At 37.3% G+C, this 13,595-nt stretch carries 13 protein-coding genes; 11 read left to right on the forward strand and 2 right to left on the reverse strand.

Translation table 11 applies throughout. The features are described from left to right. Positions 1–50 precede the first annotated feature (50 nt). Positions 51–710 (reverse strand): N-acetylmuramoyl-L-alanine amidase, encoded by a 660-nt coding sequence (locus Q0871_RS11540; protein WP_299322977.1) that lies wholly within the window; start codon positions 708–710, stop codon positions 51–53. Positions 711–898: 188 nt separating this feature from the next. Between Q0871_RS11540 and Q0871_RS11545 the strand changes: the two genes are divergently transcribed. Next, a complete protein-coding gene (locus tag Q0871_RS11545; protein WP_215932671.1) occupies positions 899–1,186 on the forward strand; it encodes a hypothetical protein in 288 nt (95 codons plus the stop codon). Positions 1,187–1,238: 52 nt separating this feature from the next. On the opposite strand, the gene Q0871_RS11550 is transcribed toward Q0871_RS11545, so the two are convergent. Continuing rightward, positions 1,239–1,376, reverse strand: coding sequence for a hypothetical protein (locus tag Q0871_RS11550; protein WP_299323375.1), 138 nt, complete (start codon positions 1,374–1,376; stop codon positions 1,239–1,241). Between the two features lie 116 nt (positions 1,377–1,492). Between Q0871_RS11550 and Q0871_RS11560 the strand changes: the two genes are divergently transcribed. The 10 genes from Q0871_RS11560 (at position 1,493) to Q0871_RS11605 (ending at position 13,561) form a co-directional block, all read left to right on the forward strand. Beyond that, on the forward strand, positions 1,493–3,895 hold the full coding sequence (locus tag Q0871_RS11560) for a TraG family conjugative transposon ATPase (RefSeq protein WP_299322984.1): 2,403 nt from the start codon (positions 1,493–1,495) through the stop codon (positions 3,893–3,895). 4 nt (positions 3,896–3,899) lie between these two features. Continuing rightward, the gene (locus Q0871_RS11565; RefSeq protein WP_299322988.1) at positions 3,900–4,475 is read left to right on the forward strand and encodes a conjugal transfer protein; all 576 of its coding nucleotides are present in this window, start codon (positions 3,900–3,902) and stop codon (positions 4,473–4,475) included. 2 nt (positions 4,476–4,477) lie between these two features. Next, positions 4,478–5,320: a hypothetical protein gene (locus Q0871_RS11570; RefSeq protein WP_299322993.1), complete on the forward strand. Its 843-nt coding sequence runs from the start codon at positions 4,478–4,480 to the stop codon at positions 5,318–5,320. Positions 5,321–5,340: 20 nt separating this feature from the next. Beyond that, complete coding sequence (locus Q0871_RS11575) at positions 5,341–5,964, forward strand: conjugal transfer protein TraK (RefSeq protein WP_299322997.1); 624 nt, start codon at positions 5,341–5,343, stop codon at positions 5,962–5,964. Next, positions 5,945–6,874, forward strand: a complete 930-nt coding sequence (gene traM / locus Q0871_RS11580) for a conjugative transposon protein TraM (RefSeq protein ID WP_299323005.1) — start codon at positions 5,945–5,947, stop codon at positions 6,872–6,874. The genes Q0871_RS11575 and traM overlap by 20 nt, the downstream gene beginning before the upstream one ends. A 32-nt stretch (positions 6,875–6,906) precedes the next feature. Further along, positions 6,907–7,740 (forward strand): DUF4138 domain-containing protein, encoded by an 834-nt coding sequence (locus Q0871_RS11585; RefSeq protein ID WP_073240397.1) that lies wholly within the window; start codon positions 6,907–6,909, stop codon positions 7,738–7,740. A gap of 7 nt (positions 7,741–7,747) precedes the next feature. Continuing rightward, positions 7,748–8,110 carry a hypothetical protein gene (locus tag Q0871_RS11590; protein ID WP_276493804.1) on the forward strand — a complete coding sequence of 121 codons (363 nt, stop codon included), beginning with the start codon at positions 7,748–7,750 and terminating at the stop codon, positions 8,108–8,110. A 3-nt stretch (positions 8,111–8,113) separates the two neighbouring features. Then, positions 8,114–8,374: a hypothetical protein gene (locus Q0871_RS11595; protein WP_073240395.1), complete on the forward strand. Its 261-nt coding sequence runs from the start codon at positions 8,114–8,116 to the stop codon at positions 8,372–8,374. 371 nt (positions 8,375–8,745) lie between these two features. After that, entirely contained in the window at positions 8,746–9,057 is a 312-nt protein-coding gene (locus tag Q0871_RS18740; protein WP_073240394.1) for a DUF6660 family protein, read from the forward strand. Positions 9,058–9,175: 118 nt separating this feature from the next. Then, positions 9,176–13,561: a CusA/CzcA family heavy metal efflux RND transporter gene (locus tag Q0871_RS11605; protein WP_299323032.1), complete on the forward strand. Its 4,386-nt coding sequence runs from the start codon at positions 9,176–9,178 to the stop codon at positions 13,559–13,561. Positions 13,562–13,595: the final 34 nt, after the last annotated feature.

The following is a 13,595-nucleotide window of genomic DNA, read 5'->3' on the forward strand; positions in this document are numbered from 1 at the left end:
GGATTAAATAGAATAAAATAACTATTATCTCTCTTATACATTTTATTACCTCAATCCCCAACTCTCTCATAACTAAATATTTTTTTAATTAAACTATCCCATATTACCAAAGCCAAGAGCTTTATCGATTCAGGCTTACGGTAGTAACTACTCTCATCCACATTACTCAAAAACCCCAATTCCAATAATACTGCTGGACAATTGCCAATCGTTTCTCGCAACACCTGAAAATTCGCAAACTTCACACCTCTACTCTCAAAACCTAAACCCTTATTTAATGCATCTTGCAGTTGAAAAGCAAACCAAGTAGACTCATCAGAATATTCTGAAGTAGCGTTAGCCACATAAACTTCAACCCCTCTCGCATTTGGATTATCAGAATGGTTACAATGCAACGACACAAATAAATCAGCATTCAAGGCTTTAGCCAATTTCGTTCTATCCGATAAAGAAATAAGCGTATCATTATATCTAGTCAAATAAATATCCAAAGGTTTATCCAATTCATTATTAAGCTTCAAAATGGCATTCGCAATATCCAATACAACATCCTTTTCTTGGATTTTATTAATACCTATCGCACCAGAATCATTTCCACCGTGTCCAACGTCAATTACAATTTGTTTTTGAGCAGTCGTTTCTTGCCCAAAAATGATACACATTTTTAGAAGCAAAATTACAAAACTGACGTTTCTGAGCACTTTTTTCATTTTCAATTTTCAGGTTATCAACAACTTTCCTTCAAAAATTCATAGCATTTGATGCCAAATAATAGCAACGGAATTCAATCGATATCAAATAATATTTTATTCACAAATAATTGATTTTCAGTTATTTATGTACAAATATATGTAAATTTAAGAAAGCGAAAATGAATAAAAATTCTAAACCTTTTATTATGAAAAAATCAATCTATTTGGCAACTTTTTTGTCGCTGCTCTCAACATCACTTTTTGCTCAAATTGGGGGAATCGAAGATTCTGTTAATGATGTGGGCGATACCATCAGAACCATCTTTCCAATTTTACTTGGGGTTATATTTCTTGTTGGTTTCCTATTTAATGCCGGACATTTCTTTGGGGAAAACGCAGACCTTAAAAAAGGTATTACTCGTGTCCTTGTATTTGTTTTAATCGCAGGTGCGGTTGTCGGCATATTTACTTATTTAATCTCAATCGTTGTTTAATTAACCCTCATCGAGGTCTTTATTATCAAAGCTTTATGAAAAAATTTGAGCCCTATAAAAACATTAGGAAAAAGGCGGTCATTTTTGGGCTGCCCATTTCCTTGTTTGCCCTGATGATGATGTCAGTATTGGCTTCATTAATGGTCATCATCTTCTCGTTCAGTTTTGCGATGATTATAGGTGTTGCCATTTTCAACGCTGCTTTATACATCTCGCTCACGAGAATTAGCAATAATCCTCAACTGTTTCAGGTGGCAAAAGTCTTTCCAACAATTATTAGTAATAAACAAAACTCAGGCTTCGATTATGAACAAGATTAACCTTTCCGCATATCAACCTATCACAGATATTCAGGACAATATCATCTTTGCCAATAATGGCAATGTGATTTTGTGTTATAAAGGGAATCTACCGGAAATCTATTCGCTTTCTGAAAATGATTTTGAGGATATGCACGGAGCTTGGTTTCAAGCCCTAAAATCATTACCCGTTGGGACTGTTGTTCATAAGCAAGATATCTACCTGAAGAAAACCTATACTTCTGAGCAGCTTCCGAATACGACCTTTTTAGAAAAAGCTACTTACGAGCATTTTAAAAGTCGCGGTCATATAGAACATAAGTGTTACCTGTTCTTCACGTTAACCAAAAACAAGGCATTCAATAATTCAAAATATGTGAATCCGTTCCGTAACGTTTCAAAAGGAATCGTACAGGAACTGGATGATAACGTGCAACGGTTCGTCAACTCGGTTAGCGATTCGGTTTCCTTCATCAATAACAGTCGTAAAATGGAATTCCTTCCGATTGATGCAATGGAAATTCAACATTTAACAAAGGGCTATTTTAATGGCTTCAACGAAGGCTTTGATACCGATATTTTATTAGAAAAGAAAAGCGTCAATATTGGCGAAAACCATTTTGATGCCCTTGCCATCAATAGCGAACTGTGCTTTGGCGAAAGTGTACAGAGTAGCAAAACCAATGAGAAATTCACTTCTGAAGATTTTGTGTTTCATCAAGGGTTTATTGATGGCTTAGGGCTTACGCTTAATGAAAACCACATTGTCAATCAAATTTTGTATTTGGATGACAAACAGAAGTGGCGCAAGTTGCTCGACAAAAAGATTGAAGAACTCAACAAGAGTTCAAACTTCGGTTCTCAAAACAAAGTAGTACTTGGTAAAATTCAGCATATCCTTGACCAAATCAATGCGGATGATAATGCACGGATTATTCGTGGTCATTTAAACATTGTTTTCTGGGATAAAAATCCTGAAAACCTAAGCCGAATCGGTTCTAAAATAAAGACCGAGTTTAAGGAACTGGATATCATTCCGTATTACCCTAGAGGCGAAGAACGAAAGAATTATATCCTGAACAGTTACTGCTGTTTTTCGTCCAATTTCTCAAACAACGATTTGTATGTAACTGATTTAAAACACGCTTTATGCCTGTTCATCAATAACACCAATTACAAATCTGATTCCACGGGAATCATCTTTAACGACCGTGAGCATAACATTCCAGTTTTAAAGGATGTTTGGGATGAAAAAAAGAAACGAATTAAAGCTCGGAACTTTGCCATTTTTGCGCCAACAGGGGAAGGGAAATCCTTTTTGGCGAATAACATTCTACGCCAGTATTTTGAAAGCGGTGTTCGGTTGGTCATCATTGATTTAGGTGGTTCTTACACCAAATTCGCAAAGCTCTATCCTAAAAAATATACAGTACTTCGCTACGAAAGTGGAAAGAACTTGGGTATCAATCCCTTTTACATCAGCGATACAAATGACCTAACACCAGAACGGTTGGAAGACTTGTCTGTTTTCTTGTTTGAACTCTTTGCTTCAGATTTAAAAGTAACCAAAGCACAATCGGTTTCAGTCAAAAAGATACTGCGCCATTATTACAATAATACTTCGGAAAATCATTCCTTAGATGGTTTCTACAACTTTATAGAAAAGAATCAGAAAGACCTTCTGGATACCTTAAAAATCCATCCCGATTATTTCAATATTACAAGCTTCTTACACGTAATGTCTGAATATGTCGGCGATGGTCTATATAGTTTCCTGTTTGAAGTAAGCGAAGACCAAACCTATAAAATAGAGGACAAACGCTTGATTGTGTTTGAACTGGATGAAGTCAAGGATAACAAGGAAATCCTGTCCGTAATGTTGAAGTTGATTAAGTCTGCCATCCAAAGAACCATTTGGAAAAACAGAGCAGAAAAAGGCATTATTCTTTTCGATGAGTTTGCAAAGCAACTAAAGTTTGATAACGTATTGGAAAGCGTGGAATTCTATTATCAAGCTATCCGTAAACAAAATGGTGCGATTGGGATTATTCTTCAATCCATAAATCAACTTCCCAATAATTCAACATCAGCCAGCATACTAGAAAATACGCAGGTCATTTATAGCCTGAACAATGAAAAAGGCTATGATGAATTAGTCAAAAGACTCAATCTTTCTAGCCACGATTTAAACCAATTAAAATCCATCAAGAACAATCTTTCTGGTCCACGCAAGTACACCGAAATGTTTATCAAAATAGGTAAAGAAAGTAACATTTTTAGGCTAGAAGTTCCGAAGGAAGTGTATGCAGCATACTTGACCGATGGACAAGAAAACGAGGCCATAATGAAGCTCTTCGATGAGCATAACAATATGGAAAAAGCAATAATTCAATTCACATCTAAAATATAATATTATGAAGACAAAAATTTTAGTACTCGTAATCGCATTCACTTTTTTACTGCCTGCACGCGCTGCGTGCCAGGGAATGCCCACTTATGACAATACCAACTTTATTAGCTTGGTAAAATCTCTTGTCGAATCTGCAAAACAGACCTCTCAACTTATTAAGTCTGTAAAGTTCCTGAAAGATGCAAAAGAAAGTATGGAAAAGGTGTCAAGTGTGGTACAACAGCTTAGAGCGGTTCAGGAAATTGCACAGAACAATCAACGCCTTATTAATGTAATGCAAGACGATTTACAGGATATTTTAAACTCGCCTTACATCAAACCAGAGGAAGTCACACGGGTTGCGGAATCTTTTGATGCTATAGTCCAAAACTCTTTAGACACGGTTGATTTTATGGGAGAAATTTTATCAAGTGATAATCTAAAAATGTCTGATGCACAACGTGCTGAAGTGTTAGAACAGAAAAAACAGGAATCTAAGGAAATGGTTTCCAATATTAACACAAGAACCAAACGATATAGGGACATTATTTCCTTCAGAAAAATGCAGGATAAAATAAATAATCGCGAAACAGAATATTAATAATGACCGCAACCATACTTTTAGGGATAGGATTGGAATACATCGATGCGGTGTTTCAAACCATACAGAACAGCAGTTTCTCGCAATACACCATTGCCGGAATGAAAACGCTTGCTGTATTGTTTTTTCTGGTCAATATCCTTAAAAAGTATAACGAGGGCATTGCGGACAAAGATGGTTATACTTGGGGATTAAGCCCAGGGGAATTGATGAAGAACTTTGCCATTGTCGTGCTGGTCATCTTTTCAACACAAGTACTAGGTTTCTTCGATAGTATCTTGGTTTCTATTGAAGGACAATATCGAGGCACCGCACCAGCCTTATTACCCTTGCAGATGCAAGATATTCCCATTGAGGAAGATGTAAGTATCATTGAGGTAGCACAAGCAGCTATGACGCTCTTATACGAAGCCTTAGTCACACCACTTTATGGATTCAAAATATTTGCATTTATCATTAGTCTTTTCCTTTGGATTCTGGATTTGTTCATCTACCCATTATTCCTTGCAGAACGCTACTTTTTACTTGGAATAATGCAAGCTTTCTTTCCGTTGGTTATAAGTTTGGCCGTTTTTGAAAAGTTCCGCTCGCTTGCCTACACATTTTTCAAATTGTACGCTGGCGTTTATATGTTGGTGCCAGCATTCTTTTTGGTTAATGTATTTGTGAACGCACTCTATACGGAAATCAATACAAATTTCTGGACAAACCTATTTGGGACAGATGTTGGCCAGGGCTTTTTTGCACCTGTGGTTCAACTTGGGTCAGTTGGTTTTATTGTTTTTCTGAAATTCAAATTATACAAACGCGCCACATCATTTACACTCAGGTTATTTACGGCTTAAAGCAGATTAAAAATAGAACTATGAAAACACCATACAAGAACATATATGCCGTCCTAAAATTGAACCGATTTATAGTAATAGCAGTTATTGTTTGCGCTTTGCTGTCCAGTACCTTTTCGGTTTGGATAGCGTTCAATACCAATCAAAAAGCACTTAATAGTGCTTTCGCCATAAATACCGATGGCAGTATTATTCCGCTGAAGCTCGTTACGCAAAAAGAGAATTTTAAGGTTGAAGCTTTAGCGCATTTAGACCTGTTCCACAACTACTTCTATAATATCGATGCCAGCAATTATGAACGCAATCTAGAAAAGGCGCTTTGGCTCGGCAATAGTTCCGTGGATAACCTATACCGACAAAAAAAGGCAGATGGTGTCTACAACCGATTGTTACAGTATTCTTTGGTAGAAAAGGTAGTTAGCATCGATTCCAAAATAGAAGAAAACAAGGGGTCATATAGCTTTACCACAACGACCATTTTTGAAATCAACAGAGGGACTATTATCGATAAATATGAGTTGGTTTCCACTGGAAACCTGATAGTGGTTGACCGGAACTTTCCAAATAATCCGCACGGATTGTTGATTACAAACTATTTCGAGAACACTTTAAAAAAACTTACAGATGAAGATAGAAAAAAATAAAATTGTCTTTGCAGCTGTATTGGCTGTGATTTTCATATTCCTGATTTCCTATTCTATGATGGTTATGGGCGATGATGAAAGCGAAAATGATAATTTAGAACAGACCTTAGTACCAGATTTGGATGAAAACCAAAAAGAATACGATTCCAAACTAGATGCCATCAACGATTTGAAGGAAGCAAGGGAAACCAATGCACCGAGTATCTATGACGAAAAACTAATTGATTCTTTAGGCTTCTATGACCCTGACCTTCCGGGACGTGAAAAAGAACGCATTATAGATAGTATTTACGATGCTGGTAAAATTCAATATTCCGAAAAGCGGTATCAAAATATTGGACAAAAGAAAGTTGCACAAAAAAATGTACAACAGATTGACTCAGCCGAAATAAAACGAGAACAAAAGATTGAAGCTAAAGAATTAGGACTAGAACATCAACTGTTCTTTGCTGCATCGCCAAAACCAAATGAATTTTCAATTTTAGGTAATACAGATGAAACTATTTACGTGGTCGTTGACGGCGACCAAATAGTTATGGCAAATACCCGATTAAGAATGCGCCTGACCAAGTCTGCACTAATCAATGGCAAACAGATATCAAAGAACACATTCATTTTCGGGTTCATAAGCTTTCAACCCAACCGTGCCTTGATTGAGATTGAAAACATAAAGCATCATCCGACCAAACTCAAAGCTTTTGATTTGCTGGATGGTAGTGAAGGTATCTATGTGGAAAATAACTTTCGAGCAGAAGCCACCACCGAAGTTCTTGACGACATTATTGGCGACATCAACATACCTGCCGTTCCGCAAGTAGGTGGAATTACAAAAGTTCTTAGACGTAGTAATCGTAACGTAAAAGTTACGGTTTTGAACAATTACAAATTAATCTTAAAACCAAAATTATGAGGCCTATAATGGGTATTTAAAAACGCACTCTTATGAAAAATTCAGTCTTAATAATAGCAGTCATATGTATTTCCGCTTTCGCGAAAGCACAAACAACCAAAGTTCTCGACACCATTTATGCCAACGACACCAAAAACGTTGCGCTGTTCTTTCCAGAACCTATTAGGCAAGGTGTAACTGGTTCGGATAATTTTGTCTTTACCTACAATCGTGAAAAAGAACAGTACTTTGGATTGCTTCAGGCAACCCCTGGGAAAGAAAGTAATTTATTGATAATCAATAGAAATGGGGCGATTTTTTCGTATATTATAAGATATAGAAAGCAGCTATCGAAGCTCAATTATTTCGTGTCACAATCAAGTAGTATAGGCAATGAAAAACCTATCATCATTGACACTACCGAAGTAACTGAAGTTGAGAATTTAGTAGATAACAGCAGATTTTACTACACAAAATTCTCTTCTTATCTTCTTGAAAGAAAGCAACGAATAGGTACGATACAAAAACGAAATGAAAGCATCGTTTTGAGTGTTGAGAATATAGTTTTTGATAAGGAAGAACTCTACTTTGTTATCCAGATTGAGAATAAATCGAGTTTGGATTACGACTTAAATTTCTTAAATCTCTCGCTAGAAACAAGACAAAAAGGCAAAAGAAAATCGTTACAAAAGCTGCTTCAAGAACCCATTTTTAAGCACAACGTACCGTCCAGAATAGCTGAGGGCGAAGTTGTAAAATTAGTTTATGTAATGCCTAAATTTTCAATAATTAATGACCGTAGATTAGTGGTTGAGCTGAATGAGAAAAATGGGGAAAGGGATTTAAAATTGAAGGTATCGCATAAGTATATCAATAACCCAAATTAAAATTGTTATGAAAAAAATCGTCATTTGCTCGCTTGTACTGTTGTTCCTTTCTTGTTCAGAAAGCACAACAAAATCCCCTTCTGAAACTGCCAAGGCAGTTGCGGGAAGTTTTTTTTCAAAAGATGAATCAGCTTTAAAAAAACATACTACTACAGAAGGCTATGCCAGTTTGATTACTGTACAGAATATGATACCGGATTCTGATAAAAACATCGAAGTGGAAATTTTAGATGAAGCTGTTGATGGCGAAATTGCCTGGATAAAATACAGCAGCACCTACGATGGGAAAACTGGAATTTTCAAGTTGGTTAAAGAAAACGGTCAATGGAAAGTTACCAGTAAAAGACCGAGGGAAAAAGGGCCTTTTTAAGCTATGGATAATGAACAGGTCCATAACAATAATATCCCTGATACCGCGTTTATAGCGCTGGATATTTTCAAGAGTATTATAAAAGGTAAAATTGAAGCCTATACCGCTTTTGGTCATAACCAATCAGACTTAATAGAACTCAACGATATTTTGAAAATTAATATCAAAGATATGGTCATCTCATCTAAACAAATTTCGGATGAAATCAGCGATGAGGATGTTGTGGAATTTGTATCCTATTACAATCGGTTAGTCCATGAATGATGGTGTAAACTGAACTCTGTCTAAAATAGATTTTATCGTTAATTTTATCTAGAAGAGATTACTTCACTATTTGCACCTTTTATGTAATAGTCCTCTATGCAAAAACTTTCTATTAAAAGTGCTATTTGTAAATAGTTACTAAATAATGTTGAGAAAGGTCCATTTAAACGGTCGTTATAAGTAGACTAAATCTGCAATTTTGAAAGTCTAAATAAAGGTGGGTTTAAACGTACTAGTTAAATTCTGTGGAAATACCCTTATTTGAACTTTAGAAATTAAATGCAGTCCCGTACAACTTTCTTTTTTTAGGAACTCATAGCATAGTAAAGCTTTGCAACACAGTTGCATGAATTTCTTGTTATCTTTGGAAAGTGAAATCAATCGCAATCATATTATCGCTATATTTTTTGGCACTCAATTTCATTCCGTGTAATGATGGGAAGATGTCAAGTGATGATGCGGAAATCGAAAATGTAATCGCGATGGATGGAAATCATGACCATGGCGCAACCGACCTGTGTTCCCCATTTTGCAATTGCCATTGCTGCCATATCCATACCATCGAATCCAACATTATTTCGTTCGAACCCTTGATTCTTATGAATTTCAAGGAAAAATTTGCGCATTTCGATAGCTTCGGCAATGACATTTCACACTCTCTTTTCCAGCCTCCAAAGGCATAGTCAGTTTTACACTAGGATAACTATATCCGATTTTGACCTAGAAAGGTCACACTCCGCTGCGGACAATTGCAATTTTTTGGCATAATTCCGTGATGTTTAACTGTATTAAATTCTTTCTATGCTTAATAAAATTATTAGGTATTCCATAACCCATAAGCTGGTTATTGGTTTACTCACTCTAGCCTTGATTATCACGGGTGCTTATTCATTGCAACAGCTTCCTGTAGATGCCGTTCCGGATATTACCAATAATCAAGTACAGGTCATTACGACCTCGCCAACACTTGCAGCCCAAGAGGTTGAGCGATTAATCACTTTTCCCATTGAACTCACAATGGCAACCATTCCCCAAATCGATGAAATTCGTTCTTTTTCACGTTTTGGATTATCGGTTGTAACCATTGTTTTTGAGGAGAATGTAGATGTGTATTGGGCAAGACAACAGGTAAACGAACGTCTGGCGGATGCTCAATCCCAAATTCCAGAGGGCATCGGTAAGCCAGGAATCGCACCATTGACTACGGGACTTGGTGAAATTTATCAATATGTCATTGCTACAAAGCCTGGTTATGAGGACAAATACACAGCAACAGAGCTTCGGACGATACAAGATTGGGTCATTAAACGCCAGCTATTGGGAACGAAAGGCGTTGCAGACGTCAGTAGTTTTGGTGGCTATCTAAAACAATATGAAATTGCAGTTCGTCCAGAACGCTTGAACGGTATGGGTGTTTCCATTTCCGACCTTTTCAGCGCACTCGAAAATAACAATCAAAATACTGGCGGTGCTTATATTGAAAAAAATGACAAAGCACTTTTTATTAGAAGCGAAGGCCTTGTTGGTTCGATAGAAGATATCAAGAATATTCTTGTAAAGCAGACAGAAAGTGGCATTCCTATTTTGATAAGTGATGTTGCAACAGTTCAAACAGGAAAGGCGATTCGTTATGGCGCAACAACCCGAAATGGCGAAGGCGAAGTGGTTAGTGCGATTGTTATGATGTTGAAAGGCGCTAACTCCGCCAAAGTAATAAAGGATGTAAAAGATAGAATTGAAACCATTAGCAAAACCTTGCCCGAAGGTGTGGTTATCGAACCCTTTCTGGATAGAACTAAATTGGTGGACAATGCCATTGGTACAGTTACCACCAATCTTGTGGAAGGTGCGCTTATCGTGATTTTCATTTTACTTTTATTGTTGGGCAATTGGCGTGCTGGTTTGATTACAGCATCCGTTATTCCTCTCGCTTTACTATTTGCGTTTAGTATGATGCATATTTTTGGTGTTTCGGCAAACCTGATGAGTTTGGGAGCAGTTGATTTTGGTTTAATTGTGGATGGTGCGGTCATTATTGTGGAAGCGACCCTATTCCATTTAGGGGCGTTAAAAATTTCCAGAAAATTGACGCAGGCTGAAATGGATGAAGAAGTGTATCAATCTGCAAGTAAAATTCGAAATTCAGCAGCTTTCGGAGAAATCATCATCCTAATTGTATATCTACCTATTTTAGCCTTGGTGGGAACGGAAGGCAAAATGTTCGGACCGATGGCGCAAACGGTAAGTTTCGCTATTTTGGGAGCATTCTTATTGTCGCTGACTTACATTCCAATGATGTCGGCATTGGTCTTGAGCAAAAAAACAGAACACAAGCGGAATATTTCCGATAAAATAATGGACTTCTTTTATTGCATTTACGAACCAATCATACATTGGGCAATGCGTACAAGAATTATTGTAGTTGGTAGTACCATTGCACTTTTCGTCACCGCTTTTTTAGTGTTCCAAAGCTTGGGTGGCGAATTTATTCCAACACTTGAAGAAGGCGATTTTGCGGTAGAAACACGAGTTATTACGGGAAGTTCCCTTTCAAATACAATAAAAGCGACTACCAAAGCTGAAAAAATCCTCTTGGATAATTTTCCAGAGGTGGAACAAGTCGTATCTAAAATTGGTTCGGGAGAAATCCCAACAGATCCGATGCCGATTGAGGCTGCCGATTTAATGATAATTCTTAAAGATAAATCAGAATGGGTTTCGGCATCCAACAGGGAAGATTTGGCAAATAAAATGGCTGAAGCACTTGAAGTTATTCCTGGTGTTACCTTTGGTTTTCAACAACCGATTCAAATGCGTTTTAATGAGTTGATGACAGGTGTGCGTCAAGATGTCGCCATCAAGATTTATGGCGAAGATTTAAATCAACTTTCTACCTATGCAAGCCAAATCGGAAAATTGGCAGGAACGGTGGAAGGTGCTGTGGATGTCTATACGGAGGAGGTCACGGGAGTGCCACAAATAGTCATCAACTACAATCGTGGACAACTTGCAAAATACGGATTGGATATAAAATCGGTAAACAATACGATTCAAGCTGCATTCGCTGGAGCTTCCACAGGCTTGGTGTATGAAGGCGAAAAGCAGTTTGACTTGGTAGTACGTTTGGAAAATGAAAACAGAACAGACCTTCAGGATGTCCAGAATCTGTATCTCAATGGTGCCAATGGCCAACAGATTCCCTTGCAACAGGTAGCAAATGTTTCCATAAAAGATGGACCTTACCAAATTCAACGAGATGATACACGACGACGAATAATCGTAGCCTTCAATGTGCGTAATCGGGATGTGGAAAGCGTTGTTGATGAAATAAGTTCAAAAATCGATTCACAAATCAATCTGAAACCAGGCTATACTATTTCGTATGGAGGGCAGTTTGAAAATCTTGTGGAGGCACGAGAACGTTTGGCAATTGCAGTTCCACTCGCATTGTTGCTCATTTTTATTCTGTTATACTTTACGTTTGGGTCAATCAAACAAGGTGTGCTCATTTTTACGGCAATTCCATTATCAGCCATTGGGGGTGTGTTTGCACTTTGGCTTCGAGATATGCCATTTAGTATTTCTGCAGGAGTTGGATTTATTGCTTTGTTTGGTGTAGCGGTCCTAAATGGTATCGTTTTAATTGCGGAATTTAACCGACTTAAAAAAGACGGAATTTCAGATATTTTCCAACGCATCTATCAAGGCACAAAGACCCGTTTACGTCCTGTAATTTTGACCGCTTCCGTAGCCTCTCTAGGGTTTTTGCCAATGGCAATTTCCCAAACTTCTGGCGCAGAAGTACAGCGACCTTTGGCAACCGTAGTGATTGGTGGTTTGATTACAGCAACCTTTTTAACGCTCGTGGTATTGCCAATTCTCTATTATTATTCTGAAAAAAAATTAAAGACGAAACCTAATAAGACAGCTCTTGTTATGCTGATGGCATTATTCGGAAGTGCCTTTTCCATAAATGCGCAGACAACTTCTCAAGTAAAAGTCTATCAAAATATTGATGAAGTAATTGAAACAGCATTAAAAAACAATCCCAATATCAAGGTGTCACGTTTGCAGACAGAACAGCAGCAGGCATTGAAAGGCAGTAGTTTCGATTTACCTAAAACTGATTTTGGTTTGGAATATGGACAAATCAATAGCATTGCAGATAATGATACACGTTTTAGCGTTAGTCAAAAGTTTGCGTTCCCAACACTTTATGGAAGCCAAAATAAATTGGTAAAAACCAAAATTGAGGCAAGCGAACTGAATGAAGCGGTTCTAAAAAATGATTTGATTGCCCAAGTTAAATCCACGTATTACGAATTGTGGTATATCAAGAGCAAACAAATGGTACTGCAAAAACAGGACAGCATTTATGAACGGTTTGCCTACGCCGCGAACTTGCGTTATAAAACAGGCGAAAGCAATGCATTGGAGCAGGCAACAGCCAATGTGGAACTGGCAGATATTCAGATTATGATTTTGGATAACGCTTCTGTCCTTAAAAACCATCAACTACAATTGCAAAATCTGATGAATACAGATAGTTTGGTTGATATCAATGTAGGAAATTTAGAAGTAAAAACTGAAATGTTACCCCAGTTGAAGGATTCCACAGCAATCTCAAATAATCCAACGCTCGCTTTTTACCAAAAGCAAATCGAACTTGCCGAAAATGAAAAATCCGTGGCTGTTTCAAAACTATTACCAGATATCACATTGGGTTATTTCAATCAATCCTTTATAGGCAATGGCGAAACCGCAAACGGAACACCAACAGTATTCGATTCTGGAGATAGATTTACAGGTGTGCAATTGGGTTTGAGTATCCCAATTTGGTTAAAACCACACACAGCGAAAATCCAAGCTGCCAAAATCCAAAAAATGGAGAACGAAGCACAATTGGAAGCTATAAAAAACAGAGCGCAGACCCAGTTTGATACCTTATGGGAAACGCTTCAAACGGAGCAAACAAATCTGGAATCGTACAAAAACAATGCTTTGCCGCAAGCGGAATTGCTGTTGAAAAATTCCCAACGTGGATTTCAGGAAGGGGAAGTTGGGTATATCGAATACATCCAAGGGCTTAACAGGGCAATGACTATTCAAGTGAAATATTTGGATTTTGTAAACCAGTACAATCAAACACTCATAAAAATCGAAGAACTCATCGCTAATAATCAATAAAATGAAGAATATATATATAACAATCTTTTTTATC

It is taken from the genome of uncultured Maribacter sp. (assembly GCF_947500985.1).
In the GTDB taxonomy this organism is placed as follows: Bacteria; Bacteroidota; Bacteroidia; order Flavobacteriales; family Flavobacteriaceae; genus Maribacter.